Origin of the sequence: Brevundimonas sp. SORGH_AS_0993, from assembly GCF_030818545.1 — a bacterium.
Taxonomy (GTDB): domain Bacteria; phylum Pseudomonadota; class Alphaproteobacteria; order Caulobacterales; family Caulobacteraceae; genus Brevundimonas.
Window position 1 is genome coordinate 691,097 of the sequence record NZ_JAUTAH010000001.1, and the last position, 24,948, is coordinate 716,044.

At 68.1% G+C, this 24,948-nt stretch carries 23 protein-coding genes; 13 read left to right on the forward strand and 10 right to left on the reverse strand.

The genetic code is table 11. The features are described from left to right. Positions 1-12: 12 nt before the first annotated feature. Entirely contained in the window at positions 13-405 is a 393-nt protein-coding gene (locus QE389_RS03415; RefSeq protein ID WP_307364678.1) for a hypothetical protein, read from the forward strand. 184 nt (positions 406-589) lie between these two features. Here QE389_RS03415 and QE389_RS03420 read toward each other — a convergent pair whose 3' ends face one another. From QE389_RS03420 to metC, 5 genes are all read right to left on the reverse strand, one after another. Beyond that, positions 590-1,654 carry a PA0069 family radical SAM protein gene (locus QE389_RS03420; RefSeq protein WP_307364680.1) on the reverse strand — a complete coding sequence of 355 codons (1,065 nt, stop codon included), beginning with the start codon at positions 1,652-1,654 and terminating at the stop codon, positions 590-592. A gap of 575 nt (positions 1,655-2,229) precedes the next feature. Beyond that, complete coding sequence (locus QE389_RS03425; RefSeq protein WP_307364682.1) at positions 2,230-3,642, reverse strand: FAD-binding oxidoreductase; 1,413 nt, start codon at positions 3,640-3,642, stop codon at positions 2,230-2,232. Positions 3,643-3,692: 50 nt separating this feature from the next. Beyond that, positions 3,693-5,783 (reverse strand): DNA topoisomerase IV subunit B, encoded by a 2,091-nt coding sequence (parE, locus tag QE389_RS03430; RefSeq protein WP_307364684.1) that lies wholly within the window; start codon positions 5,781-5,783, stop codon positions 3,693-3,695. Continuing rightward, complete coding sequence (locus QE389_RS03435) at positions 5,758-7,119, reverse strand: O-antigen ligase (RefSeq protein ID WP_307364685.1); 1,362 nt, start codon at positions 7,117-7,119, stop codon at positions 5,758-5,760. Before QE389_RS03435 ends, parE begins: the two co-directional genes overlap by 26 nt. A 23-nt stretch (positions 7,120-7,142) precedes the next feature. Further along, complete coding sequence (gene metC, locus QE389_RS03440) at positions 7,143-8,321, reverse strand: cystathionine beta-lyase (RefSeq protein ID WP_307364687.1); 1,179 nt, start codon at positions 8,319-8,321, stop codon at positions 7,143-7,145. A gap of 83 nt (positions 8,322-8,404) precedes the next feature. Here metC and QE389_RS03445 point away from each other — a divergent pair, with 83 nt between their 5' ends. Beyond that, positions 8,405-9,496 carry an amino acid ABC transporter substrate-binding protein gene (locus QE389_RS03445; protein ID WP_307364688.1) on the forward strand — a complete coding sequence of 364 codons (1,092 nt, stop codon included), beginning with the start codon at positions 8,405-8,407 and terminating at the stop codon, positions 9,494-9,496. A gap of 31 nt (positions 9,497-9,527) precedes the next feature. Then, positions 9,528-10,856, forward strand: coding sequence for a dicarboxylate/amino acid:cation symporter (locus QE389_RS03450; protein WP_307364690.1), 1,329 nt, complete (start codon positions 9,528-9,530; stop codon positions 10,854-10,856). A 6-nt stretch (positions 10,857-10,862) separates the two neighbouring features. Here the strand turns inward: QE389_RS03450 and sseA are convergent, their stop codons facing one another. Continuing rightward, positions 10,863-11,711, reverse strand: a complete 849-nt coding sequence (gene sseA, locus QE389_RS03455; RefSeq protein WP_307364692.1) for a 3-mercaptopyruvate sulfurtransferase — start codon at positions 11,709-11,711, stop codon at positions 10,863-10,865. Between the two features lie 94 nt (positions 11,712-11,805). Further along, positions 11,806-13,026, reverse strand: a complete 1,221-nt coding sequence (locus QE389_RS03460; protein ID WP_307364694.1) for a cyclopropane-fatty-acyl-phospholipid synthase family protein — start codon at positions 13,024-13,026, stop codon at positions 11,806-11,808. Between the two features lie 123 nt (positions 13,027-13,149). Here QE389_RS03460 and kdsA point away from each other — a divergent pair, with 123 nt between their 5' ends. The 7 genes from kdsA (at position 13,150) to QE389_RS03495 (ending at position 20,603) form a co-directional block, all read left to right on the forward strand. After that, positions 13,150-14,028 carry a 3-deoxy-8-phosphooctulonate synthase gene (kdsA, locus tag QE389_RS03465; protein ID WP_307364696.1) on the forward strand — a complete coding sequence of 293 codons (879 nt, stop codon included), beginning with the start codon at positions 13,150-13,152 and terminating at the stop codon, positions 14,026-14,028. A gap of 18 nt (positions 14,029-14,046) precedes the next feature. Beyond that, positions 14,047-15,528, forward strand: a complete 1,482-nt coding sequence (rfaE2, locus tag QE389_RS03470; protein WP_307364699.1) for a D-glycero-beta-D-manno-heptose 1-phosphate adenylyltransferase — start codon at positions 14,047-14,049, stop codon at positions 15,526-15,528. A gap of 8 nt (positions 15,529-15,536) precedes the next feature. Next, on the forward strand, positions 15,537-16,526 hold the full coding sequence (gene rfaD / locus QE389_RS03475; protein ID WP_307364701.1) for an ADP-glyceromanno-heptose 6-epimerase: 990 nt from the start codon (positions 15,537-15,539) through the stop codon (positions 16,524-16,526). Continuing rightward, complete coding sequence (locus QE389_RS03480; protein WP_373458287.1) at positions 16,523-17,623, forward strand: DUF3089 domain-containing protein; 1,101 nt, start codon at positions 16,523-16,525, stop codon at positions 17,621-17,623. Before rfaD ends, QE389_RS03480 begins: the two co-directional genes overlap by 4 nt. 76 nt (positions 17,624-17,699) lie before the next feature. Continuing rightward, positions 17,700-18,674, forward strand: a complete 975-nt coding sequence (locus QE389_RS03485; RefSeq protein WP_307364704.1) for an SPFH domain-containing protein — start codon at positions 17,700-17,702, stop codon at positions 18,672-18,674. Positions 18,675-18,687: 13 nt separating this feature from the next. After that, a complete protein-coding gene (locus tag QE389_RS03490; RefSeq protein WP_307364706.1) occupies positions 18,688-19,146 on the forward strand; it encodes an NfeD family protein in 459 nt (152 codons plus the stop codon). Between the two features lie 44 nt (positions 19,147-19,190). Next, entirely contained in the window at positions 19,191-20,603 is a 1,413-nt protein-coding gene (locus QE389_RS03495) for an MFS transporter (protein WP_307364707.1), read from the forward strand. 15 nt (positions 20,604-20,618) lie between these two features. Here QE389_RS03495 and rnhA read toward each other — a convergent pair whose 3' ends face one another. Beyond that, complete coding sequence (gene rnhA / locus QE389_RS03500; RefSeq protein ID WP_307364709.1) at positions 20,619-21,071, reverse strand: ribonuclease HI; 453 nt, start codon at positions 21,069-21,071, stop codon at positions 20,619-20,621. Positions 21,072-21,180: 109 nt separating this feature from the next. Here rnhA and QE389_RS03505 point away from each other — a divergent pair, with 109 nt between their 5' ends. From QE389_RS03505 to tatC, 3 genes are read left to right on the forward strand one after another with little or no spacing between them, the layout of a single operon-like run. Beyond that, positions 21,181-21,399, forward strand: a complete 219-nt coding sequence (locus tag QE389_RS03505) for a twin-arginine translocase TatA/TatE family subunit (RefSeq protein ID WP_307364711.1) — start codon at positions 21,181-21,183, stop codon at positions 21,397-21,399. Between the two features lie 23 nt (positions 21,400-21,422). After that, entirely contained in the window at positions 21,423-21,992 is a 570-nt protein-coding gene (tatB, locus tag QE389_RS03510; protein WP_307364713.1) for a Sec-independent protein translocase protein TatB, read from the forward strand. 50 nt (positions 21,993-22,042) lie between these two features. After that, positions 22,043-22,876 carry a twin-arginine translocase subunit TatC gene (gene tatC / locus QE389_RS03515; RefSeq protein ID WP_373458334.1) on the forward strand — a complete coding sequence of 278 codons (834 nt, stop codon included), beginning with the start codon at positions 22,043-22,045 and terminating at the stop codon, positions 22,874-22,876. Between the two features lie 106 nt (positions 22,877-22,982). Here tatC and glnA read toward each other — a convergent pair whose 3' ends face one another. Both glnA and QE389_RS03525 read right to left on the reverse strand, forming a co-directional pair. Beyond that, positions 22,983-24,389, reverse strand: a complete 1,407-nt coding sequence (glnA, locus tag QE389_RS03520) for a type I glutamate--ammonia ligase (protein WP_307364717.1) — start codon at positions 24,387-24,389, stop codon at positions 22,983-22,985. 85 nt (positions 24,390-24,474) lie between these two features. After that, entirely contained in the window at positions 24,475-24,813 is a 339-nt protein-coding gene (locus QE389_RS03525) for a P-II family nitrogen regulator (RefSeq protein WP_292087873.1), read from the reverse strand. Positions 24,814-24,948: the final 135 nt, after the last annotated feature.

The following is a 24,948-nucleotide window of genomic DNA, read 5'->3' on the forward strand; positions in this document are numbered from 1 at the left end:
TAGGCGAGGACGATGGCGGACGAGGACGAGGACGGCGGCGGGTTCCACGCCGAAGACTGGACCCGGTTGACGCCGTTCGTCGGGGCGGTTGCGACCCTGGACGACGTGCAGGCGCGCCGCGCGGTCTTCGCCCTGGGGGATACGGACGATCCGCGCCCCATCGCCATGGACCTGCCGCAGCCGGCCATCTGGTGGGACGACGCGGGCGAACAGGCGGCGGTCGTGGTCCAGGCCGAGAGCCACCTGAACGCCGAAGGGGAGGCGATGGAGGTGCTGGGCCTGATCCTGCCCGACGGCGACGCCGTCGTGGCCCTGATGGACGATGTCGACCTGGTGGACGACACCGACCCGACGTGGCGCGATCTGGTGACGAACGCCATCGACCCCTCGGCCGCCGAGGACTGAATTCGCCTGCGATTCGCGAGAGCAAGCCTCTCGGCGCGTCCTTCCGGGGCGTCCGAAGGACGAACCCGGAACCCAGGAGGCGCGCATCAGGAACTGAACGGATTCAGCAGCCATTCCGTACCCCTGGGTTCCGGGTTCTTCGCTATGCCCAGCCCCGGAATGACGACCCCGCTCCGTCAACATCTTAGCCGAACAGCTCCAGTTGAGGTCGGGCGTCGGCCGGGACGTGGAAACGGCTTTCGTCCAGCAGAGGGCGGGGCGCATCCAGCCCATAGCGTTTCAGGGCGGCCTTGAAGCGGACGGCGATCAGGTCGGCGACCGGGCCGCGCCCCTTCATCCGCTGGGCGAAGTCGGGGTCGTAGTCGCGCCCGCCGCGCGTCTGGCGAATCAGGGACATGACGCGGGCGGCGCGGTCGGGCCGGGCGTCGGCCAGCCATTCCTGAAACAGGTCCTTGATCTCCAGCGGCAGGCGCAGGGTGACGTACATGGCCGTGGTCGCCCCGGCCTTGGCGGCGGCCTCCAGGACCGATTCCAGTTCATGATCGTTGAGGCCGGGAATGACGGGGGCGAAGCCGACCCCGACCGGGCACCCCGCATCGGCCAGGCGGCTGATGGCCTCAAGCCGTTTGGCGGGGGTGGAGGCGCGCGGCTCCATGGCCCTGGCCAGCTTGCGGTCCAGGGTGGTGATGGAGACGAAGGCTGAGGCCAGGCCGGCCCGTCCCATGGGGCCCAGAATGTCGGCGTCGCGCGCGATCAGCACCGACTTGGTGATGATGCTGAACGGATGGTTGAACCGCTGCATCACCTGAAGGATCGAGCGGGTGGACTGCAGATCCCGCTCCACCGGCTGATAGGGGTCGGTGTTGCCGCCTATGTGGATGCGTTTGCACCGATATCGGGGGGCGAGGAACGCCTGTTCCAGCAGACGTGCGCCCTCGGGCTTGAAGAAGAGCCGGCTCTCGAAATCCAGGCCCGGGGATAGGCCCATCCAGGCATGGGCCGGACGGGCGTAGCAGTAGATGCAGCCATGTTCGCAACCTTTGTAGGGATTGATGGAGCGGTCGAAGCCGACGTCCGGACTGTCGTTCCGGGCGATGATGGTGCGGGCGTGTTCGGGCGTGAGGGTGGTGCGCAGCGGCGCGACCTGGGCGTCGTCGTGCGTCCAGCCGTCGTCGAACGCTTCATGCTGCTGGGGCTCGTAGCGGCCGGTGACATTCGAACGCGCGCCTCTTCCCTTGGCCGTTTCCATGAAGGGACGATGGAACGAACAAAGGAACAAATCAAGAACATTATCGACCATGCGAGCCGCTGGGCGAGCCACTGGGCAGGCCAAGGCGCCCGTCGCCGTCGCGCGGGGGATAAGGGAGGGCAGGCGGAGCGCCGGGCCATCGCCCGGAGTTCTGAGATGAAATACCGTTTCGACGAAGGCCGACGCTCCGCGCGCATGGTTTTCGACGAGCCTCGGACCGACGCAATGTTTTCACGCCGACCCCGAACGCCCCCCGCGGCGGGCGTGACGCCTGCACGTCCGCCCCGTTGGCTCTCCTCCGAGCCGCCACGCAAGGCGACCGGACCCTGCCGGCCGCCGCTCGCCCGCGCGAGGTCTTTGGAACCCCGACATCGGGCGGACACCGCTCCATACGCTCCCGCCGCCGCAAGGTCGCAGGCCTTACGAGCCCTCCGGTGCGACGGGACGGATCAAGCATGGGCGCGATCCGAACCGAGGCGCGCAGATCGGCGCGAGAATTCGACAAGTCTATGAAAAGACGGGGTTCAGACCAGCGGCATTGCGCGCGCAAGCCGCCGGTTGGGCGCACATTTCCGTCAGAACAGGACGGCGGGGTTCATGATGCGTCGAGGATCGAGCGCCTGGCGGATGGCGGCCATGGTCTCGATCTCCAGCGGCGACTTGTAGCGCCGGGCCTCGTCGGTCTTCAGCCGGCCCAGACCATGTTCGGCCGAGATGGAGCCGTCGTAGCGGGCGACCACGTCATGAACGACTTGGGAGCCTTCCTTCCAGCGGCCGATGAAGGCGGGCACGTCCTGACCGACGCCCGGCAGGATGTCGTAGTGCAGATTGCCGTCGCCGACGTGGCCGAAGACCGAGATGCGGGCGCCGGGATGGAAGCGTGCGACGGCGGCCGAGGCTTCGTCGATGAAATGGGCGATTCGGCTGATCGGCACGGAGACGTCGTGTTTCCAGCCGCCGCCCTCGGGCTTCAGAGCCGCCGAATGCTCCTCGCGCAGACGCCAGAAGGCGGCGCGCTGGGCGTCGTTCTGGGCGATGGCGGCGTCGGTGATCAGCCCCTCGTCGAAGGCGACCTCCAGCAGGGCCTCCATCTGCGCTTCGGCCCCGCCCGGCGTGCCCGAGGCGATTTCGATCAGGACGTACCAGTCGGGCGTCGACTCCAGAGGTTCGCGGGTGTCGGGGATGGTCTTCAGCACCAGTTCCATGCCCAGGCGCTTCATCAGCTCGAACGCCTCGACCCCGCCGCCGGTCTCGGCCTTGGCGCGGGCCAGAAGCTCGATGGAGGCGGCGGCGGTCTCAAGCCCCACGATCGCGACGGCGCGCGAGCGCATGATCGGAAACAGTTTCAGAGTGGCGGCGGTGACGACGCCCAGCGTGCCCTCCGCCCCGATCAGAAGCTGCTTCAGGTCGTAGCCGGTGTTGTCCTTCCTGAGGCGTTTCAGGCCGTTGAAGATCTGACCGTTGGGCAGGACCGCCTCGACGCCCAGCACCAGATCGCGCATCATGCCGTAGCGCAGCACCTGGGTGCCGCCGGCGTTGGTGGAGATGACGCCGCCGACGGTGGCCGAGCCCTCGGCCGCCAGGCTGAGCGGGAAATAGCGGCCCGCCGCCGTCGCCGCCTGTTGCGCCTCCAACAGGGTCAGACCGGCCTCGACCGTCATGGCGTCGTCCAGGGGCGTGACGTCGCGGACGGCGCGCATCTTCTTCATCGACAGCAGCACTTCGCCGAAGGGAATCTGGCCCCCGACCAGGCCGGTGCCCCCGCCCTGGGGCGTGACCGCCACCCCGTCGCGGGCGCACAGGGCGACGATGCGCGCGACCTCCTCGGTCGAACGCGGGGTCAGGAGGATGGGCGTTTCGCCCGTCCAGCGGTTGCGCCATTCGGTCAGGAAGGGGGCCACGACCTGCGGGTCCTGGGTCCAACCGCCCGGGCCGAGGGCGGCCTTCAACTCATCCAGAAAGGCGGGGGAAGGGGCGGTCGTGCTCATGGCGGTTCTTTTGTCAGGCGTCGCCGTTCGTTGGAAGGGCCGCGATGGCGTCAGACGTCCAGTTCTTCCTTCACGAACTGCGCGTTTTCCTGAATGAACTGGAACCGGGCCTCGGCGCGCTTGCCCATCAGGCGTTCGACCAGATCTTCGATGCTGGCCTCGGCGTCCGGCACGGTGATGCGGGCCAGGGTGCGCTTCCTGGGGTCCATGGTGGTCTCCTTCAGCTGGGAGGCCATCATTTCGCCCAGGCCCTTGAAGCGGCCGATCTCGGTCTTCTTGCCCTTGAAGACGGTGGCCAGCAGTTCGTCGCGGTGGGCGTCGTCGCGGGCGTATTCGCTCAAGGGGCCGGCCGAGATCCGATAGAGAGGCGGCAGGGCCATGAAGACCCGGCCCTGGCGGATCGTCTCGGGCATGACCCGATAGAAGAAGGTGATCAGAAGCGCTGCGATGTGGGCGCCGTCCACGTCGGCGTCGGTCATGATGACGATCCGCTCGTAGCGCAGATCGTCGATGTTGAACCGATTGCCGGGCTGGACGCCCAGCGCGAGAGCGAGATCGGACAGCTCCACATTCTGGCGCAGCTTGTCAGCGGTGGCCGAGGCGACGTTCAGGATCTTGCCGCGCAGGGGCAGGATGGCCTGGGTCGTGCGGTCACGCGCCTGCTTGGCCGAGCCGCCGGCCGAATCGCCCTCGACGATGAACAGTTCGGTGCCCTCGGCGGCCTGGCGGCTGCAGTCCGACAGCTTGCCCGGCAGGCGCAGCTTGCGGGTGGCGGCGGCGCGCTGGACCTCCTTGTCCTTGCGCCGACGCAGACGCTCCTCGGCCCGGTCGATGACGAAGCCCAGCAGGGCGTTGGCCTGTTTGGGGCTTTCGGTCAGCCAGTGGTCCAGCGGGTCGCGCAGCAGCTGTTCGACCAGTCGGGCGCCCTCGGGCGAGGACAGGCGGTCCTTGGTCTGGCCCTGGAACTCGGGATTGCGGATGAAGACGCTGATCAGGGCGCCGGCGTTGGCGATGACGTCCTCGGCCGTGATGACGCCCGCGCGCTTTTCGTTGGTCAGTTCGCCGTAAGCCTTGAGGCCCTTGACCAGAGCGGCGCGGAAGCCCGCCTCGTGCGTGCCGCCGTCGGGGGTGGAGACGGTGTTGCAGTAGGACTGGATGAAGCCGTCCGCCTCGCCAAAGCCGGCGGGCGACCAGGTCACGGCCCATTCGAAGGCGCCCGCCTCGCCCTGACGCTCGGCGCGGCCGGCGAAGGTGGGGGTGACGGTCTCCAGCTGACCGATCCGGTCGGCCAGGGCGTCGGCCAGACCGCCGGGGAAGTGCAGGACCGCCTGGGCCGGTGTGGCGTCGGTGATCCGATCCGGCGCGCAGGTCCATTTGATCTCGACGCCGCGGAACAGATAAGCCTTGGACCGGGCCATGCGGAACAGACGGGCCGGCTTGAAGGCCGCGCCGACGCCGAAGATTTCGTCGTCCGGCTTGAACCGGATCAGGGTGCCGCGCTTCTTCGAAGGCTGAACCTGCTGGATCGGACCCAGGACCTGGCCGCGCGAGAAGCTCTGGCGCCATTCGAAGCCGTCGCGCCAGACCGTGACGTCCAGACGTTCGCTCAGCGCATTGACGACCGACACCCCGACGCCGTGCAAACCGCCAGAGGTTTCATAGGCTTTGCCCGAGAACTTGCCGCCCGAGTGGAGGACGGTCATGACCACTTCCAGCGCCGACTTGCCGGGGTGTTTGGGGTGGGGATCGACAGGGATGCCGCGCCCGTCGTCATAGACCGACAGATAGCCCTCTGAGTCCAGATCGACCCGGATCTGTTTGGCGTGCTTGGCCACGGCCTCGTCCATGGCGTTGTCCAGGACTTCGGCGAACAGGTGGTGCAGGGCTCGTTCGTCGGTGCCGCCGATATACATGCCGGGGCGTTTGCGGACGGGCTCCAATCCCTCCAGCACCTCGATGGAGGAGGCGGAATAGCCGGTCGTCGTCGATGACGGCGCGACCGGCGCGACGAGGGGTGCGGCTGCGGGCGCCGGCGCAGCAGGAGGCGCAGAAGCAACCGGCGCGGGCGTCACGGCAGGCTTGGGCGGCTCGGGCTTGCGAGCGGGAGGTTCGTCGTCAAAGGCGAAGAGATCGGCGGCCATTCACATAGTCTGAGGCGATTCGGGGCCGGTTCTGGTAGGCCCGCGAACGGCCGGGGGCAAGCGCGGCGCGCACCGGGGCGCGGTTGGGCGCCGGATCGAAGGTCACGGCCCGCGCCAGAATGGCCAGCATCAACGACCAGGGCAGGCTGGCGTGGTTCAGCAGCACGCTTTCGGACAGGCTGAGGGCGACGAAGACCGACAGATAGGCGATGCTCCAATAGCCTTCGCGCGTCCCCAGGCCGTTGGTGCGGGCCAGGATCATCACGGCGGCGACGACGATCAGGGCGCCGACGGTGATCGCGCCGGGCCAGCCCAGCTGCACCAGAAGGTCGATCCAGCCGTTGTGCGCCGACGGCACGGGCCACTGGGTCTGGATTCGAATCTCGCGCGCCGGGATGGAATCCACGCCCCAGAAGGCGCTGAAGCCGTAGCCGGTCCAGGGACGTTCGGCCACCTTTCGCATCAGGGCCTCCCAGATCAGGGTGCGGCCGGTCAGAGACGGATCCTTTCCCAGGGCCTGTAGGATGGAGGCCGAGGCGACGTGCCAGACCCAGGCGCCGCCGACGATCCCGACCACGCCGGCCCAGACGGCGACGATGGTGACGACCGCGCCGCCCTGTTTCAAGACCCACCAGCCCCCCACCATGCCGACGCCGATCATCAGGCACAGCAGCGAGGTCTTGGACTGGGTCGCCAGGATCAGCAGGACGGTCAGGGCCAGGGTCAGCAGCGCCGTCCAGGGCCTGCGTCCATTGGCGGCGATCTGGTCGGCCGCCAGACAGGCGGCGGCCGAGACGGCGCCCACCACCATGACCAGGCCCATCTGGTTCTTTTCGTACCACAGGCCGCGCCAGAGGCCGGCGTTGTCGAACTGGTGCACCCCGACCTTGGGATAGGCGAAAACCATGATCAGGCTGCCGACCGCCATGACCAGACAGGCGTGCATCAGGACGCGGGGCAGGGCCGCCCCCCGGAACACCGCGCCCAGATAGACGGCGAAGGCGCTGTTGATCGCCATGGCGATGACGCGGCGGTCGGTGACTTCGGGGTCGATGGACCAGTACTGGGAGACATAGGCCAGGACGATCAGGGCGCCGACCATCAGCCAGGCGGGCCAGGCGCGGATCACCTTGTCGAAGCGGAAGACCAGAAGCCCGGCCGTCACCGCATAGACCGGCAGCCAGATCAGGCGCAGCACCGGCGCCTCGACCTGGGTGGGGGCGATGACGGGGGCGATCAGGGCGCCCGTCAGCATGAAGACGACGAAGCCGGCCGCCCATTGCTCCCACAGGGGCGGGCTGTCCGAATCGACGATCTGATCGGGTGTGTGGCGCACGGCCCGAACGTCGCGTGCGGCGCTTAAGGAAGGGTGAGCGCGGCGGAGAAGGCCGCCAGGCCCCGTTCCAGGTCCGCGATCAGGTCGGCGGGGTCTTCCAGCCCGACATGCAGGCGGATCAGCTCGCCCTCCAGCGTCGTGGGGTGGGTGCGATAGGCCATCTGGTGCGTCTCGTGGGTCATCAGGCTTTCGAACCCGCCCCAGGAATAGCCCAGGCCGAACAGGCCGAGGGCGTCCAGGAAGGCGCGCCCGGCGGCGGCGTTCCCGCCCTTCATGACCAGACCCATCAGGGAGGCGGCGCCGACGAAGTCGCGCGCCCAGAGATCGTGCCCGACCGCGCCGGGCAGGGGCGGATAGAGGACGCGCGCCACCTCGGGCCGGCTTTGCAGCCATTCGGCCACGCGCAGGCCCGAACGCCCCTGTTCGGCATAACGCAGCGGCAGGGTGCGAAGGCCGCGCAGGGCCAGCCAGGCATCGTCCGGCGAAACGTGCCAGCCCAAATCCTCGATCGCTTCGCGGACCGCGTGCAGGCAGGCGATGTCGGTGGCGGCGATCCCGCCCATCAGCACGTCGGAGTGGCCGCCGACATATTTCGTCAGGGCCTGGACGCTGACGTCCACGCCGTGGGCCAGGGGTTTGAAGGCCAGGCCGGCGGCCCAGGTGTTGTCCATGACAGTGCGAACGCCCCGCGCCCGGCAGGCGGCGGCGACGGCGGGAACGTCGATCATCTCGAAGGTCAGGGACGCCGGAGATTCCAGAAGGACCACGCGCGTCCGGTCCCCGACGGCCGCGATCAGGGTTCGGGCGTCCGTATCGGCCGGCAGATAACGGGTCGTGACGCCGCGCGCCGCCTGATAGCGGCCCAGGAACCGCCGGGTCGGGCCATAGACGCCGTCAAGCGCCAGCACCTCGTCCCCGGGGCGGGTCAGGGCCAGAAGGGGCACGGTCACGGCCGCCAGGCCCGACGGAACCAGCAGCGCATCGGACGCGCCCTCCAGATCGGCCAGGGTGGCCCGCAACTGTCGGGCGGCGCTGCCCCCGTCCAGCCCGTAGACCGGACCCTCGGCCTCGTCCCGCATCGCCTCGGCGCGGTCGCTGAGCATGGTCGAGGCGCGTTCGACGGGCGGATTGACCGGACGGCGGCCAAGGCCGCGCCGGGTGGCCGAGGCGATCAGTCGGGTGCGGTCCGAATGGGGCGACATGGCTGTTCCGATGGGTTGCGGATCACGGCCTAAAAGCCTCTAAAGTCTCAAGGGGCGCAAGCGGCGGAGAGGATACGAACGCGATGCGGGTCTTGACCATCGGAGCGATGACGGCGGCCCTGTGGGTCGCAGCCTGCGGCGACCGACCGGCCGCGCCGCCGCCCGAGAAGACCGAGACCCCGACTCGCCCCGTGGCGACGACCGATAGACCGGACAGCCCGACCCTGGCCGCCGTCAAACGGCGCGGGCGGTTGAACTGCGGCGTGCATCAGGGTCTGGTCGGCTTCGCCTATACCGACAATCGCGGCCAGTGGCGGGGATTCGACGCCGACTTCTGCCGCGCGATGGCGGCGGCGATCCTGGGAGACGGCGATGCGGCGCGGTTCGTACCCCTGTCGGCGGCGGATCGGTTCGAGGCGCTGAACGACGGCCGGATCGACGTGCTGTGGCGCAACTCGTCCTGGACCATGACGCGCAATGCGGGCGAAGGCTTCGTCTTCGCCGGGATCAACTATTACGACGGCCAGGGCTTTCTGGTCCGCAGGTCGCTGAACCTGAACAGCGCGGCCGAACTGAACGGCGCCCGGGTCTGCGTCCAGGCCGGATCGACGGCCCAGGCGAACGCCGACGACTTCTTCCGCTCGCGCGGCGTGGCCTATCGCCCCGTGATCCTGCCGACCGAGGAGGCGGCCCGCGACTCCTATGGCCGCGAGGACTGCGACGCCTTCAGCGCCGACATTTCGGCCCTGGCGGCGGCGCGGACGGTCCTGGCCGACCCGCAGGCGCACACGATATTGTCGGACGTGGTGTCCAAGGAGCCACTGGGGCCGGTCGTCCGCGCGGGGGATGAACGCTGGGCCGACGTGGTCCGCTGGACCCTCAACGCCGTCGTCCTGGCCGAGGAGCTGGGCGTGACCCAGGAGAATGTCCGCGATCTGTCGAAGACCGCGACCGACCCGCGCGTGCGGCGGTTTGTCGGTCTGGAGGGCGATTACGGCGCCATGCTAGGCTTGTCCAAGACCTGGGCTGCGGACGCCGTCGGGGCGGTCGGCCACTATGGCCAGATCTTCGACCGGAACCTGGGGGGCAAGTCGCCGCTGAACCTGGAACGCGGGCTGAACGCGCAGTGGAACGCCCGTCCGGCGGGTCTGATGTACGGCCTGCCGATCCGTTAGGCGCAATGGCGAGCATCGTCTTGGAGGGCGAATGACCGAGACCAAACGCGGGGGCCTGGCGCTCCATTGGCTGATGCTGATCGGCTTCACCGTCGGCCTGGCCGGCGGCCTGTGGGTCAATCTGACGCTGGGGGCGGACACGCCGTGGGTCGTCTGGCTGACCGACAATGTCACCGGCCCGGCAGGCCAGATCTTCCTGCGGCTGCTGTTCATGATGGTCGTGCCCCTGCTGTTTTCGGCCCTGGTGATCGGGGTGGCGGAAATGGGCGATCTGAGCGCCCTGGGACGCACGGGTCTCAAGACCTTGATCCTGACCGTCCTGGTTTCGGGGATCGCCGTCGTGATCGGCCTGGTCATGGTCAATCTGTTGCAGCCGGGCCGCGGCGTCGATCCGGCCATGGCCCGGCAGCTTCTGGAACAGGGCCGCGACGGCGCCGCCGGCATCGTCGCCAAGGCGCCGGAAAGCATCCAACTGGGGGACTTCTTCCTGGACCTGGTGCCGTCCAACGCCGTGACGGCGGCCGCCGAGAACCAGATTCTGCCGCTGATGGTCTTCGCCCTGTTCTTCGGCGTCGGCCTGGTCATGGCCAAGAGCCCCGCGACCGACCGGCTGCAACAGACGATCGAGGGCCTCTTCGAAGTGACGATGAAGCTGATCAACCTGTTCATCAGACTGGCCCCCATCGCCATCGCCTGCCTGATGTTCAATCTGGCCGCTCTGTTCGGCTGGGATCTGCTGGTGCGGCTGGCGGCCTTCGTCGGCGTGGCCGTCGGGGCCATGGCGATCCATATGTTCGTGGTCTATCCGCTGGTCGTCTGGATCCTGGGCGGACGTTCGCCGATCGGCTTCTTCAAATCGGTGCGCGAGCCGATGGTGGTGGCCTTCTCCACCGCCTCGTCCAACGCCTCCTTGCCGGTGTCGCTGAAGGCGGCCGAGCATGAGCTTAAACTGCCCAAGAAGATCGCCCGTTTCGTCCTGACCGTCGGCGCCACCGCCAACCAGAACGGCACGGCCCTGTTCGAGGGGGTGACGGTGCTGTTCCTGGCCCAGTTCTTCAACATCGAGCTGAGCCTGACGCAGCAGTTGATCGTCATGCTGGTCTGCATCCTGGGCGGGATCGGCACGGCGGGGGTGCCGGCGGGATCGCTGCCCGTGGTGGCCATGATCCTGGTCATGGTGAAGGTGCCGCCGGAAGGGATCGGCCTGATCCTGGGCGTCGACCGCTTCCTGGACATGTGCCGCACGACCCTGAACGTCACCGGCGACCTGGTGCTGGCCACCGTCGTCTCGCGCGGCGAGAAGGACGATCCGGTCGAGCCGACCGCCGAAAACTCGGCGCCGCAGCCTGTCCTCGCCTGATCGCGGTCAGGGCCCAGTGACGACGGGGGTGTCGGTGCGAGCCCCCCATTCGGCCCACGACCCGTCGTACAGGCGCGACGGCCGGCCCAGGGTTTCCAGCGCCAGGCCGACGATGGCGGCCGTGACGCCCGATCCGCAGGTGGTCACGACCGACCGGGCCGGGTCCAGCCCGGCGGCGGCCAGGGCCTCGTTCAGGGGCTCTCCCTGTTTCAACCGCCCCTCGCCGTCGATAAGGTCGGCGTAGGGCAGGTTGATCGCGCCGGGCATATGGCCGGGGCGGACGCAGGGACGGGGCTCGGCCGCCTGGCCGGCGAAGCGGGCGGGGCCGCGGGCGTCGGCGACCTGTTCCCCCTCGGCCAGGGCCGTGCGCACATCGTCCAGCCCGGCGACCTGGCTGGGGTCGAAATCCGGGGTGAAACGGGCGGGCGAAGGCGGGCGCGGGGCTCCGGCCTCGACCCGGCGGCCCTCGGCCTTCCATTTCGGCAGCCCGCCGTCCAGCACCTGGACCCTGTGGGCGCCCATGGTCCTGAGCATCCAGCGCACGCGCGGCGCCGAGAACAGCCCGACCGTGTCATAGACGACGACGTGATCCGTCTCGCTGATCCCCAGCGTCGCCATGGCCGCGGCGAAATCCCGGGGCGAGGGCAGCATATGGGGCAGGCCGACGGCGTGGTCCGAGACGGCGTCCAGATCGAAGAAGCGGGCGCCGGGGATGTGTTCGACCGCGAACTCGGCCCGGCCGTCGCGGCCGTCCAGATGCCAGCTGGCGTCCAGAATCCGCAGCGATGGCGCACCGATCAGGGCGGCGAGGGCTTCGGTTGAAACAAGCGGGGAGGGCGAGGCGGGCTGGGTCATGCGCCCAGCCTAGAGCCTGATCGTTTTAGACGGAACCGCTCTGCGGTTCCGCCGAAGCGTGATTCGAGCTTTCGCTTGAAATTGGGCCTTGGTGTCAGGCGCGCGTCAGGGCCAGTTGAACCACATCGGTGCGGCGCGCGCGGAAGCCCGCCTCGCAATAGGCCAGGTAGAAGCGCCACAGGCGGTGGAACCGAATATCGAAGCCGGCGATGCGCTGGATGTCGCCCCAGGCGGCGCGGAAACGCTCGTCCCAACGCTTAAGGGTCTCGGCGTAGTCCCGGCCGAAGCGTTCGATGGCCGACCACTCCAGGCCGGCGGCGGCGATCACCGGCTTCAGCCGTTCCTCCGACGGCAGCATGCCGCCGGGGAAGACGTATTTCTGGATGAAGTCCGTGCGGGCGTTGTACTCGTCGAACAGCGCCTCCTGGATCGTGATGATCTGGAGCCCCGCCTTGCCGCCCGGCTTCAGCACCGCATGAATCTTGTCGAAATAGGCGGGCCAGTATTCCTTGCCCACGGCCTCGAACATCTCGATGGAGGCGACCCGGTCGAACCGGCCCGCCACGTCGCGGTAGTCGATCAGCTCGATGTGCGCGCGCTCGGCCAGCCCGGCCTGGAACAGGCGTTGACGCGCAAAGTCGTACTGCTCGCGCGATATGGTCACGCCGGTCACTTCGGCGCCGATCTCCCTGGCCGCGAACTCGGCGAAGCCGCCCCAGCCGCAGCCGATCTCCAGCACCGTGTGGCCGGGCCTCAGGTCCATCAGGCGGGCCAGGGCGGCGTATTTGTTCCGCTGGGCCGTCTCCAGCGCCTCGTCCGGACGGGCGAAGCGGGCCGAAGAATAGGTCATCGAGCCGTCCAGCCAGGCGGCGTAGAAGGCGTTGCCCAGGTCGTAATGGGCGTGGATGTTCTTTCTGGAGCCAGCCTTGCTGTTGCGGTTGCGGCGATGGGCCAGCCAGTTGACCGCCTTCATCAGCCCGTTGCCGTCGAACAGACGCCGGATGTGGTCGTAGTTCTCGACCAGGGTTTCCAAGAGGGCGGCCAGATTCGGGCTGTCCCATTCGCCGGCCATGTAGCCTTCGGCGAAGCCGATGTCGCCGGCGGCCAGGACACGGCGGGCGAAGCGGTAGTCCTTGACCACCAACACGGCCTGGGGGCCCGTTTTCTCGCCGGAAAGCCGGTGTTCCTCGCCATTCGGCAGACGCAGCGTCAGGCGGCCGACCGTCCAGTTGGCGGCCAGCAGCCGGATCAGCATGGCGAAGACGCGCGGCGTTCGGCGGGCGACGGCTTCGATCTCTGTGGCGAAAACGCTCATCGAATTCTACTCTCCACGCAAAGCTCCAGACCGTCAAACATGGGGTTGCGCCTGTGCGACAGGTTGCATTCGTTTCGGTCGGGCGCCACTTGAACGCCGAAACCAACCGGAAAGACGCCTGCCGTGACTCGACCCAACGCCGTCATTACGTTGTCCGAAGGTCTTCGGACCCCCGTTGTCATCGGCGGCGGCGCGCGAATCGCCTTCATCGCCGGCCCCTGCCAGATGGAAAGCCGCCAGCACGCGCTGGAAACCGCCCATCAGCTGAAGGAAATCGGCGAACGGCTGAATGCGGGCATCATCTACAAGACCAGTTTCGACAAGGCGAACCGGACCAGCGCCAACGCGGCGCGCGGCGTCGGCCTGAAGGACGCCCTGCCGATCTTCGCGGAAATCCGCGAGGTCACGGGTCTGCCGACCCTGACCGACGTTCACGCCGAGGCCCAGTGCGGGCCGGTGGGCGAGGTGGTGGACGTGCTGCAGATCCCGGCCTTCCTCAGCCGCCAGACCGACCTGCTGCTGGCCGCCGCCGCCACGGGCAAGGCGATCAACATCAAGAAGGGCCAGTTCCTGGCGCCCTGGGACATGAAGAACGTCGTCGCCAAGGTCGTCGGCGCCGGCAATCCCAACGTCATGGCCTGCGAGCGGGGCGCCAGCTTCGGCTACAACACCCTGGTCAGCGACATGCGCGCCCTGCCGGTGCTGCGCGAGATCGGCTGCCCGGTCGTGTTCGACGCGACCCACAGCGTCCAGCAGCCGGGCGGGCAGGGCACGTCCTCGGGCGGCCAGCGCGAGTTCGTCCCCGTTCTGGCGCGCGCGGCGGTCTCGGTCGGCGTGGACGCCGTCTTCATCGAGACCCATCCCGACCCCGACCACGCCCCGTCGGACGGGCCGAACATGGTGCCGCTGGATCAGTTCGAGGCCCTGGCCGCGCAACTGATCGCCTTCGACGACCTGGCGATCGAGCTGGGCGCCAAGGCGCCGGTGGCGCAGGCCGTCTGAATCCTCTAGGTCGCACCCATGTCTGACACCCTGGACCTGGGCGCCCTGCAGAAGCTGCTGGAGCGCGTGCGCGAGCTGAAGATCGCCTGCGTCGGCGATCTGATGCTGGACCGTTACGTCTATGGCGAGGTCAGCCGCATCTCGCCCGAGGCGCCGATTCCCGTGCTGCGGACCCGGCGCAACATCGCCATGCCCGGCGGGGTCGGCAATGTGGCGCGCAATGTCGCGGCCTTGGGCGGTCTGGCGCAGCTGGGCGCCGTCGCGGGCCGGGATGCGGCCGGCGCCGAACTGACCGACCTGATCGCGGGCGAGGCGCGGATCGTCGACTGCATCGCCCGACCCGAGGGCGCGACCACCATCGTCAAGACGCGCTTCGTCGCCGGCGGGCAGCAGTTGCTGAGGCTGGACGAGGAAGCGGTCGCGCCCGAGCTGACGCAATCGGACGCCTTTGCAAAGGCTTCGGCTATTCTTTTATCGGACTACGCCAAGGGCGTGGTGGGCGAGGCCCTGATCGGCGCCGCGCTGAAGACGGCGCGCGAAACGGGTGCGCCGGTGATCGTGGACCCCAAGGGACGGGACTTCGCCCGCTATGGCGCAGTCGATGTGATCAAGCCCAACGCCTCTGAACTGGCCGGCGCGACGGGCCTGCCGGTCGAGACCGACGCCGAGGTTGAGGCGGCGCTGGCGGCCCTGTTGGCGGCGACGACGGCCCGTGCCATCGTCGTCACCCGCGCCGGCAAGGGCATGAGCCTGGCGCGGCGCGACGGGCCGGTGCGCCATTTCCCTGGCCGGGCGCGCGAGGTGTTCGACGTGTCGGGCGCGGGCGATACGGGCCTGGCGGCCCTGGGCCTGGCCCTGGGCGCCGGGGCCTCGCTGGACACGGCGGTGCAGTTCGCCATCCTGGCCTCGGGCGTCGTGGTCGGAAAGGCCGGAACGGCGGTGGTGACGCCCGGCGAACTGATCGAGGCGGAACTGAGCCAGCACGCCGTGGCCGCCCAGGCCAAGGTGACGCCGCCGGACGAACTGGCCGCCGAGGTCGAGGTCTGGCGGCGGCAAGGGTTGAAGGTCGGCTTCACCAACGGCTGTTTCGACATTCTGCACCGGGGCCATGTCGCCTATCTGGCCCAGGCGCGCGGTTGGTGCGACCGGCTGGTCGTCGCCCTGAATACCGACGCCTCCGTGCGCCGACTGAAGGGGGAGGGGCGGCCGGTCAACGATCTGGACAGCCGCGCGGTCGTCATCGGGGGCCTGAGCAGCGTGGACCGCGTGACCAGTTTCGACGATCCCACGCCCATCGCCCTGATCGAGCGGCTGCGGCCCGACGTGCTGATCAAGGGCTCGGACTACACCCGCGAGGGCGTGGTCGGCGGCGATCTGGTCGAAAGCTGGGGCGGGGTGGTCCGACTGGCGGATTTCAAGGACGGCTTTTCCACCACGCGAACCATCGAGAAGATGACGTCCCGTCCTCATGTAGCGCCAGCGATAGGACAGGAACAATGACGCCCAGAATGATCGTTGTTACCGGCGGCGCCGGCTTCATCGGCTCCAACATCGTGGCGCGGCTGACGGCCGAGACCGCCTATGACGTGGTGGCGTGCGACCGGCTGGAGACCGCCGACCTGGCCAAGTGGAAGAACCTGGCGAAACATCCCATCGCCGACTTCTGGTCGCCCGAAGATCTGTTCGAGCAGTTGGAGCGCCATGCCGACCGGATCGAGACCGTGATCCATATGGGGGCGATCTCTTCGACGACAGAGCCGGACGCCGACCTGATCCTGCGCAACAACTTCACCCTGTCGCGGGACCTGTGGGACTGGTGCGCGATTCGGGACGCGCGGCTGATCTACGCCTCCTCCGCCGCGACCTACGGCGATGGCGAGACGGGGTTCGACGACGATGACGACGCCGAGTCTCTGTCTCAGCTTCGCCCTTTAAATGCCTACGGATATTCGAAAAAACTGTTCGACCAATATGCGGTGCGGCAGGCGGATCGAGGCCAGGCGCCGCGTCAATGGGCGGGGCTGAAGTTCTTCAACGTCTATGGGCCCAACGAAGGGCACAAGGGCGGGATGAAGTCGGTCGTGGCCCAGATCTGGCCCAAGGTGGCGGCCGGCGAGACCGTCAGCCTGTTCCGGTCGCACAATCCGAACTATCCGGACGGCGGCCAGTTGCGGGACTTCGTCTATGTGGACGACGTGGTCGACATCGTCGAATTCCTGCTGCAATCGCCCGAAGTCTCGGGCGTGTTCAACGTCGGGTCCGGTCAGGCGCGCTCCTTCGCCGATCTGGCCACGGCCACCTTCGCCGCCGCCGGCAAGGCCCCGTCGATCCAGTACGTCGACATGCCCGAGGCGATCCGCGACCGATATCAGTATTTCACCCAGGCCCGCATGGACCGCATCCGCGCCGCCGGTTTCCAGGGTCAATCGACGCCGCTGGAGGAGGGCGTGCGACGCTACGTCCAGGATTTCCTGGCCACGGACGATCCCTTTCGATGAGGCGGATGACGGCCCGTCAATGGATCGGCTGGATCGGGCTGGCGCTGATCCTGCTTCTGGCGGCGGCCGTTGCGGTTTGGCGGGGCGACATCCTGCGCGCCGCCCTGGATCCGCAGGTGCCGTTCCAGACCTACAGGCCGCCGCCGGCCCTGAACTACGCCGACCCGAAAGCCTGGGCGCTTCTGGACGCGCGTGCGCCGGGCGCAGGGCCGGCCGATGTCTTCTTCGTCCATTCGACAACCTTCGACGGCGGGTCGGAATGGAACGGCCCCATCGGCGACGACAAGTCCGACGCCTATCTGCGCCGGGTGGTCCTGCCCAACTACGCCGGGCCGTTCGCGCGGGCCGGGGCGGTCAGCGCGCCCCGCTATCGCCAGGCCAGCCTCTATACGCGCCTGACCCTCCGGGACGACGCGCGCGAGGCCCGGGCCTTCGCCTATGGCGACATACTGGCGGCGTTCGACGCCTGGCTGGCGCGTCATCCGCAAGGGCCCATCGTCCTGGCGGGGGTGGAGCAGGGGGCCGAACTGCTGGATCGGCTGATCCGCGAACGGATCGCGCCGGACAAGGCCGTGCGCGACCGGCTGGTGGTGGCCTATCTGATGGACACCATCGTGGCGGTCGAGAACCTGCCGGCGCGCATCCCCGCCTGCGGCGATCGCCACCAGACCCAGTGCGTCGTCGCCTGGGCCCAGGTGGGCGAAAACGACGAGGCGCCGGCGCGACGACGCCTGCGCCGCGCCGTGGTCTGGGACGAGCGCGGGCATCTGGTCGATCTGAACCGCGGTCAGCCGGTGTGCGTCAATCCGGTGCTGGGCGGGACCGGCGAGGCCGTGGCGCCCGCCCGGCTGAGCCGGGGCGCCACCAACGCCACGGGCCTGGAATGGGGCGCGCGTCCGGCCCTGATCACGCGCGAGGTCCGCACCCAATGCCGCGAGGGCCTGTTGCGGCACAGTTGGCCCAATCTGGACTCCATTCGCGCGGGCGGCAGCTGGGCGGATCAGAGAAAAGCCCGGCCTTACAATCTGTTCTACGGCGATCTTGAGGCCGACGTGGCGGAGCGACTGGCCCTCTACGCCACCCGGACGCCCGGATAATTCGGTTGAACGGCGTCCGGTTTCTGTGGCGCTTCAGGGTTGCGGCGGCTAACCTCGCGGCAGACGGAGGGTTCCCATGGATGTCACCACCATTTTCGCCGGCGTCGTGCTGCTGCTGGCGATCGCCTTGTTGTTCAGCGTCATCAAGATCGTGCCCCAGGGGCGCGAGTTCACCGTCGAGCGCTTCGGCAAATACACCAAGACCCTGAGCCCCGGCATCGGCTTTCTGACCCCGTTCGTGGAAAGGGTCGGCAAGCGGATGAACATGATGGAGCAGGTGCTGGACGTCCCGACCCAGGAGGTCATCACCAAGGACAACGCCATGGTGCGGGTCGACGGCATCGTCTTCATCCAGGTGATGGACGCCGCCCGCGCGGCCTATCGCGTCGACGACCTGACCTACGCCATCTCCCAGCTGTGCATGACCAACCTGCGGACCGTGGTGGGCTCCATGGAACTGGACGAGGTGCTGAGCCAGCGCGACAGCATCAACACCCGCCTGCTGCACGTCATCGACGCGGCGACCGAGCCGTGGGGCGTCAAGGTCAACCGGATCGAGATCAAGGACCTGACCCCGCCCGCCGACATCACCAACGCCATGGCCCGACAGATGAAGGCCGAACGCGAGCGCCGCGCCGTCATCACCGAGGCGGACGGCGAGAAGTCGGCCGCTATCGCCCGCGCCGAGGGCGCCAAACAGGCGGCCATCCTTCAGGCCGAGGGCCGCAAGGAAGCCGCCTTCCGCGACGCCGAGGCCCGGGAGCGCGAGGCCGAGGCCGAGGCCCGCGCCACCGCCATGGTGTCCGAAGCCATCGCGCGCGGCGATGTGAACGCCATCAACTATTTCGTCGCCCAGAAATACGTCGAAGCCTTCGCCGAACTGGCCCGCAGCCCGCAACAGCGCACGGTGATCGTGCCGTCGGAAATGGGCGCCCTGGTCGGCTCCATCGCCGGCATCAGCGAACTGGTCGGCCTGGCCCAGGGCCAGCAGCGCGAGGCCCCGGCGCGTCCGACGCCGCCGCGTCGCCCGGCCGTGCCGCCTTCGGCCTGAGGAAACGGTTGCGATGTCCGTGATCGCCGATCTCTACGCCGCCCAGCCCTTCTGGATCTGGCTGGCCGTGGGCGTCCTGCTGCTGGCGGTGGAGGCGATGTTCTCGACCGAGTGGCTGTTATGGCCGGCGGTGTCGGCCGGCGTCGTCGCCGTCATGACGGCGGCCGGACTTAGGCTGGGGCTGCCCGGAGAGGTGGCGGTCTTCGCCGTCCTGACCGTGATCGCCACCCTGCTGTCGCGCCGCCTGATCCAGAAGGCCAATCCGCCCACGCCCGACATCAACGACCGCGACAGCCGGCTGATCGGCCAGAAGGCCCAGGTCGTTCAAGCCTTCGTCGGTGAACGGGGGCGCGTCTTCGTTTCGGGCGCCGAATGGCCGGCGCGGATCGAGGGCGCCGCCCCGGACCTGGGGCAGGATGTCGTGGTCACGGCCATCGACGGTTCGCTGCTGACCGTGCGCCTAGCGGACTGAGCGGGCCGGTTGAACGGACAGATTCTCCGCGGCATTCGATGGGCATGACCGCCGGCTCCGCCCCCGCCAGGTCCGCCGCGGCCGAGGACGGCCTGCCTGTCCCGCGTCGCTATTGGGCCATCGCCTCCATCGGCCTGGGGATGACCCTGTCGGTGCTGGACGGGGCCATCGCCAATGTCGCCCTGCCGTCCATCGCCAAGGACCTCCAGGCGTCGGCGGCCGCTTCGATCTGGGTGGTGAACGCCTATCAGATCGCCATCGCGGTCGCCCTGCTGCCGCTGGCGTCGCTGGGCGAGATCGTCGGCTACAGGCGCGTGTCCCAGGCGGGTCTGGTGGTCTTCACCCTGGCGTCCCTGGCCTGCACCTTCGCCGATTCCATCCAGACCCTCAGCCTGGCGCGCGTGCTGCAGGGGTTCGGCGCAGCCGGAATCATGAGCGTGAACGGCGCCCTGGTGCGCTTCACCTATCCGCAGCGGCTGCTGGGCCGGGCGGTGGGGATCAATGCGGTGATCGTGTCCCTGGCCGCCGCCGCCGGACCGACCATCGCCAGCGCCATCCTGGCGGTCGGGCACTGGCGCTGGCTGTTCGCGCTGAACGTGCCCCTGGGCCTGCTGGCCGCGGCCCTGGCGGGCTTCACCCTGCCGCGCAATCCGCTGCAAGGCCGCCGGTTGAACTGGAGCGGGGCGGCGCTGAACGCCGCCGCCTTCGGCCTGGCGATCACCGGCCTGCAGTCCCTGGCGCATGGCGAGGCGGCGATCCTGGGCTTTGGCCTGACGGGCGCAGGGCTGGCGGCCGGGGTGCTGCTGGTCCGGCGCGAGCGGTCGCGCGCTGCGCCGCTGATCCCGCTGGACCTGATGCGGCGGCCGATGTTCAGCCTGTCGGTGGCCACCTCGGTCATTTCCTTCACGGCCCAGATGATGGCCTTCGTCGGCCTGCCGTTCTTCCTGCAGAACAGCCTGGGCCTGACGGCGGTGCAGACGGGCCTGCTGATGAGCCCCTGGCCCCTGGCCAGCATGGTCGCCGCGCCGCTGGCGGGTTATCTGTCGGATCGCTATTCGGCGGGGGTGCTGGGGGCGGCGGGCCTGACGATCTTCGCCTGCGGGCTGATGGCCTTGAGCTTCCTGAACGTCGGCGCCAGCCCCTTCGACATCGCCTGGCGCATGGCCCTGTGCGGAGCGGGGTTCGGTTTCTTCCAGTCGCCTAACAACCGCGCCATGCTGTCCGAAGCCCCGCGCGAGCGGGCCGGGGCGGCGGGCGGAGCCTTGGGCATGGCGCGGGTGGTGGGCCAGGCCCTGGGCGCCGTGGCCGTGGCCTTCCTGCTGTCGGCCGCGCCCGCCAACGGTGTGGGTCACGGCTTCCAGATCGCCGCCGTCATCGCCCTGTTCGGCGCGGTGATGAGCGGCGCGCGCGTCCGTCGCCAACGCGCCGAGCCGGAAAAGCAGGTCGAAGCGGTTTAGAGCCGGATTCTGGCTCTACCGCCGGTTCAGTTCGGCGCAGCCGCGATTGGCCAGTTGATCCGCGCGCTCGTTCAGCACATGGCCGGCGTGGCCCTTCACCCAGCGCCATTTGACATCATGACGGGCGCGGGCGGCGTCCAGCCTTTGCCACAGGTCGGCGTTCTTCACCGGCTTCTTGTCGGCGGTCAGCCAGCCGCGCGCCTTCCAGCCGCGCATCCATTCGGTGATTCCCTGCATGACGTATTTGCTGTCGGTGTGCAGCTCGACCTTGCAGGGTCGCTTCAGCGCCTCCAGCGCCATGATGGCGGCCATCAGCTCCATGCGGTTGTTGGTGGTGTTGGCCTCGCCGCCCCACAACGTCTTCTCGTGGCCGCCGCCCGCCTGCAGCACCGCGCCCCAGCCGCCGGGGCCGGGATTGCCCTTGCAGGCGCCGTCGGTGTGGATGATGACGTGATCGGAGAGACTCATGGTCGCGAGACCTACAGCCTCCCTTGGCGCGAGGCCATCACTCGGCCTATATGCGGTGCGAAGAAGCGTGGACGGGATCGATGATCGATCCCCATGAGGAGAATACGCCATGGGCTCCATGAGCATCTGGCACTGGGCCATCGTCATCGTCGTGGTCGCCGTCCTGTTCGGCGGACGCGGCAAGCTGTCCAGCATCATGGGCGACGCCGCCAAGGGCATCCGCGCCTTCAAGGATGGCCTGTCGGACGACGGCAAGAAGGACGGCCCGCAGGACGGCGTCAGCTCCCTGCCGCGCACCGACGCCGAAAAGGAAGAGCTGAAGCGCTGATCGCCGTCTGAAAGGGCTGCCGCATGGGCGGGCTCGGCCCCGGAGTCGGGGGATTCGAAATTCTGGTGATCGGCCTGGTGGCCCTGCTTGTGGTGGGGCCAAAGGATTTGCCGATCCTGATGCGGCGCGTCGGCCAGATGGTCGGCAAGGCGCGCGCCATGGCCAATGAGTTCCGCGCCAGTTTCGACGAAATGGCGCGTCAGTCCGAGCTGGACGAACTGCGCAAGGAAGTCGAGGCGCTGCGGACGGGGCAGGGAATGTATCCCCTGGGCGCCCAGGCCGACGCCGCCTTCAAGGAAATCAACGCCGGACTGACCGGGCCCGCGACCCCGTCGGTCGATCCGGTCGCCCTGCCCGAGCCGGTCGTGACGCCGGCGGCGGCCGAATGGCCGGATGCGCCGTCGCCTGACCCCCGGCCCACCGCCGCCGCCAAGCCGAAAGCCAAGCGCGCGTCGCCGAAGACGAGCGCCAAACCGGCCGCGCGACAGACGTCCGCCAAGGCCCCGGCGTCCAAGCCGGCCGCCAAGACCGCGACCAAGACGACCCCGGCCGCCAAGCCCAAGGTCACACGCAAGAAGGCCGTCGAACCTTGACCTCCTTTCATCGTGACGAGGCCGAGATCGAGGCGTCGCGCGCGCCCCTGATGGATCATCTGATCGAGCTGCGGTCGCGGCTGCTGATCTGCGTGATCGCCTTCATCGTCGCCTTCATCGGCTGTTTCGCCTTTTCCGAGACGCTGTATCTGTTTCTGGTGAAGCCCTACGTCGTCTCCGCCGCCTTCCACGCCACGGTCGGGCCGCACGGCCATGTGTCGCCCTTCAACCTGATCCTGGGCACGGCGGGGCTGATTCCCGTGCCGGACGTCGATCACAACACGGTCAAGCTGATCTATACGGCGCCGCTGGAAATCCTGTTCACCAAGATGAAGCTGGCGGGCCTGGGCGCGGTGATCGTGGCCTTTCCGGTCCTGGCCTGGCAGCTGTACCGCTTCGTCGCGCCGGGCCTGTATCGCAACGAGCGGGGCGCCTTCCTGCCGTTCCTGATCGCGGCGCCGGTGCTGTTCGTGCTGGGCGCGGCGCTGGTCTATTATGTCATGCTGCCCTTCGTGATGTGGTTCTCGCTGAGCCAGCAGATCATCGGGGAGGGGGTGGCGGCCGAACTGCTGCCCAAGGTGTCGGACTATCTGAACCTGGTGACGGCGCTGATCCTGGCCTTCGGCCTGTGCTTCCAGCTGCCGGTGGTGATGACGCTGCTGGGCCTGGCCGGGCTGATCAACTCCAAGCTGATGGCCCAGAGCCGCCGCTACGCCATCGTCGCCGTGGTCGTGGTCGCCGCCTTCGTCACCCCGCCGGATCCCATCAGCCAGCTGATGCTGGCCGTGCCCATGGTGCTGCTCTACGAGGTCTCGATCTGGTGCGTCCGCATCATCGAACTGCGCCGGAAGAAGGCCGACGCCCTGGAAGCCGAAGTCGCCTGATCCGACATTGCCCCTGGCGCGCTGACGCCTCAAGACATCCACACCGAGCAGCAAAAAGGCCGGACGATCGCTCGTCCGGCCTTTCGTTTTTAGACTGATCCGGGGATCAGCAGCTATAGTACATGTCGAACTCGACCGGGTGCGGATGCAGTTGCAGGCGGGCGACTTCTTCTTCCTTCAGCGCGATGTAGGCGTCGATGAAGTCGTCGTCCATGACGCCGCCCTTCTTGAGGAAGGCGCGGTCCTTGTCGAGGTTCTCCAGGGCTTCCTTCAGCGAGCCGCAGACCTCGGGGATCGAGCCGCGTTCTTCCGGCGGCAGGTCGTAGAGGTTCTTGTCGGCGGGCGCGCCCGGGTCGATGCGGTTCTCGATGCCGTCCAGGCCCGCCATCAGCAGGGCCACGAAGGTCAGATAGGGGTTGCCCATCGGATCGGGGAAGCGGGCTTCCAGACGCTTGGCCTTGGGCGACGAGACGTGCGGAATGCGGATCGAGGCCGAACGGTTGCGCGCCGAATAGGCCAGTTTCACCGGCGCCTCATAGCCCGGCACCAGACGCTTGTAGCTGTTGGTGGTCGAGTTGGAGAAGGCGTTGATGGCCTTGGCGTGTTTGATGATGCCGCCGATGTACCACAGACACTCCTGCGACAGGCCGGCGTATTTGTCGCCGGCGAACAGCGGCTTGCCGTCGCGCCAGATCGACTGGTGAACGTGCATGCCCGAGCCGTTGTCGCCGAACATGGGCTTGGCCATGAAGGTCGCGGTCTTGCCATAGGCGGCGGCGACGTTGTGGATGACGTATTTGTAGAGCTGCAGACGGTCGGCCATGGTCAGCAGGTCCGAGAACTTCAGACCCAGTTCGTGCTGGGCCGGCGCCACCTCGTGGTGGTGCTTCTCGGGCTGCAGGCCCAGATCGCGCATGACCCCCAGCATCTCGCCGCGCAGGTCCTGGCCGCTGTCGACCGGGTTGACCGGGAAATAGCCGCCCTTCGGCCCAGGGCGGTGGCCCATGTTGCCCTCGGAATACTCCGAGCCCGTGTTGGCCGGCAGTTCCGTCGAATCGTAGGCGTAGCCGGTGTCATGCGGCTGGGTCGACCAGCGCACGTCGTCGAAGATGAAGAACTCGGCTTCCGGGCCGAAATAGACCGCGTCGCCCACGCCCGAAGACTGGACATAGGCCAGGGCCTTCTTGGCCATGGAGCGGCTGTCGCGGTTGTAGGGTTCGCCGGTGTCGGGGTTCAGCACGTCGCAGAAGAGGAACATCGTCTTCTGCTGATAGAAGGGGTCGATGTAGGCCGTGGTCAGGTCCGGCTTCAGCAGCATGTCGGACTCGTTGATGGCCTTCCAGCCGGCGATCGACGAGCCGTCGAACATCGTGCCTTCGTTCAGGAAGTCTTCGTCGACCAGGTCGATGTCGAAGGTGACGTGCTGCAGCTTGCCGCGCGTGTCGGTGAAGCGAATGTCGACGTATTCGACCTCGTTCTCCTTGATCTCTTTAAGGATCTTGCTGGCGCTCATTCTCGTGGGTCCTGTTCTTGGTCGTTTCTGGGGAGGTGCCCGACCGACGACCCAGGGGCCGAGGCCGGGGAGGGGGTAGTCGCGATCAGACGGCCTGGGCTCCGGTCTCGCCGGTGCGGATGCGGATCACATCGGCCACGTCGGAGACGAAGATCTTGCCGTCGCCGATCTTGCCCGTTCGCGCCGAGGTCTGGATGGCCTCGACGACGGCGGGCGCGAGGTCGTTGGCGACGACGACCTCGATCTTGATCTTGGGCAGGAAGTCGATGACGTATTCGGCCCCGCGATACAGTTCCGAATGGCCTTTCTGGCGGCCATATCCCTTGGCCTCCAGCACCGTCATGCCTTGCACGCCCACGTCCTGGAGCGCTTCCTTGACGTCATCCAGCTTGAAGGGCTTGATGATGGCTTCGATTTTCTTCATGGCGACCCCTGAGCGGCGCGTGGAATTTCAACGGCGCTCGGGCGGGAATGGGACACGCCAAGGCCGCTGAAAGCAAGCGGTTTTCGCACAAGAAACACGGATTGTCGGGGCTCTGATGATTGAAACCAACGATCC

Bases quoted from the DNA above. Each gene is read 5' to 3' on its own strand.
- glnA (WP_307364717.1), bottom strand. From the start codon at position 24,389: ATGAGCGCCAGCAAGATCCTTAAAGAGATCAAGGAGAACGAGGTCGAA.
- QE389_RS03490 (WP_307364706.1), top strand. From the start codon at position 18,688: ATGTCCGTGATCGCCGATCTCTACGCCGCCCAGCCCTTCTGGATCTGG.
- tatB (WP_307364713.1), top strand. From the start codon at position 21,423: ATGGGCGGGCTCGGCCCCGGAGTCGGGGGATTCGAAATTCTGGTGATC.
- QE389_RS03445 (WP_307364688.1), top strand. From the start codon at position 8,405: ATGCGGGTCTTGACCATCGGAGCGATGACGGCGGCCCTGTGGGTCGCA.
- QE389_RS03505 (WP_307364711.1), top strand. From the start codon at position 21,181: ATGGGCTCCATGAGCATCTGGCACTGGGCCATCGTCATCGTCGTGGTC.
- sseA (WP_307364692.1), bottom strand. From the start codon at position 11,711: ATGACCCAGCCCGCCTCGCCCTCCCCGCTTGTTTCAACCGAAGCCCTC.
- tatC (WP_373458334.1), top strand. From the start codon at position 22,043: ATGGATCATCTGATCGAGCTGCGGTCGCGGCTGCTGATCTGCGTGATC.
- metC (WP_307364687.1), bottom strand. From the start codon at position 8,321: ATGTCGCCCCATTCGGACCGCACCCGACTGATCGCCTCGGCCACCCGG.
- QE389_RS03415 (WP_307364678.1), top strand. From the start codon at position 13: ATGGCGGACGAGGACGAGGACGGCGGCGGGTTCCACGCCGAAGACTGG.
- QE389_RS03450 (WP_307364690.1), top strand. From the start codon at position 9,528: ATGACCGAGACCAAACGCGGGGGCCTGGCGCTCCATTGGCTGATGCTG.
- QE389_RS03485 (WP_307364704.1), top strand. From the start codon at position 17,700: ATGGATGTCACCACCATTTTCGCCGGCGTCGTGCTGCTGCTGGCGATC.
- QE389_RS03495 (WP_307364707.1), top strand. From the start codon at position 19,191: ATGACCGCCGGCTCCGCCCCCGCCAGGTCCGCCGCGGCCGAGGACGGC.
- QE389_RS03480 (WP_373458287.1), top strand. From the start codon at position 16,523: ATGAGGCGGATGACGGCCCGTCAATGGATCGGCTGGATCGGGCTGGCG.
- QE389_RS03420 (WP_307364680.1), bottom strand. From the start codon at position 1,654: ATGGAAACGGCCAAGGGAAGAGGCGCGCGTTCGAATGTCACCGGCCGC.
- rfaD (WP_307364701.1), top strand. From the start codon at position 15,537: ATGATCGTTGTTACCGGCGGCGCCGGCTTCATCGGCTCCAACATCGTG.
- parE (WP_307364684.1), bottom strand. From the start codon at position 5,783: ATGGCCGCCGATCTCTTCGCCTTTGACGACGAACCTCCCGCTCGCAAG.
- rfaE2 (WP_307364699.1), top strand. From the start codon at position 14,047: ATGTCTGACACCCTGGACCTGGGCGCCCTGCAGAAGCTGCTGGAGCGC.
- QE389_RS03525 (WP_292087873.1), bottom strand. From the start codon at position 24,813: ATGAAGAAAATCGAAGCCATCATCAAGCCCTTCAAGCTGGATGACGTC.
- rnhA (WP_307364709.1), bottom strand. From the start codon at position 21,071: ATGAGTCTCTCCGATCACGTCATCATCCACACCGACGGCGCCTGCAAG.
- QE389_RS03460 (WP_307364694.1), bottom strand. From the start codon at position 13,026: ATGAGCGTTTTCGCCACAGAGATCGAAGCCGTCGCCCGCCGAACGCCG.
- QE389_RS03425 (WP_307364682.1), bottom strand. From the start codon at position 3,642: ATGAGCACGACCGCCCCTTCCCCCGCCTTTCTGGATGAGTTGAAGGCC.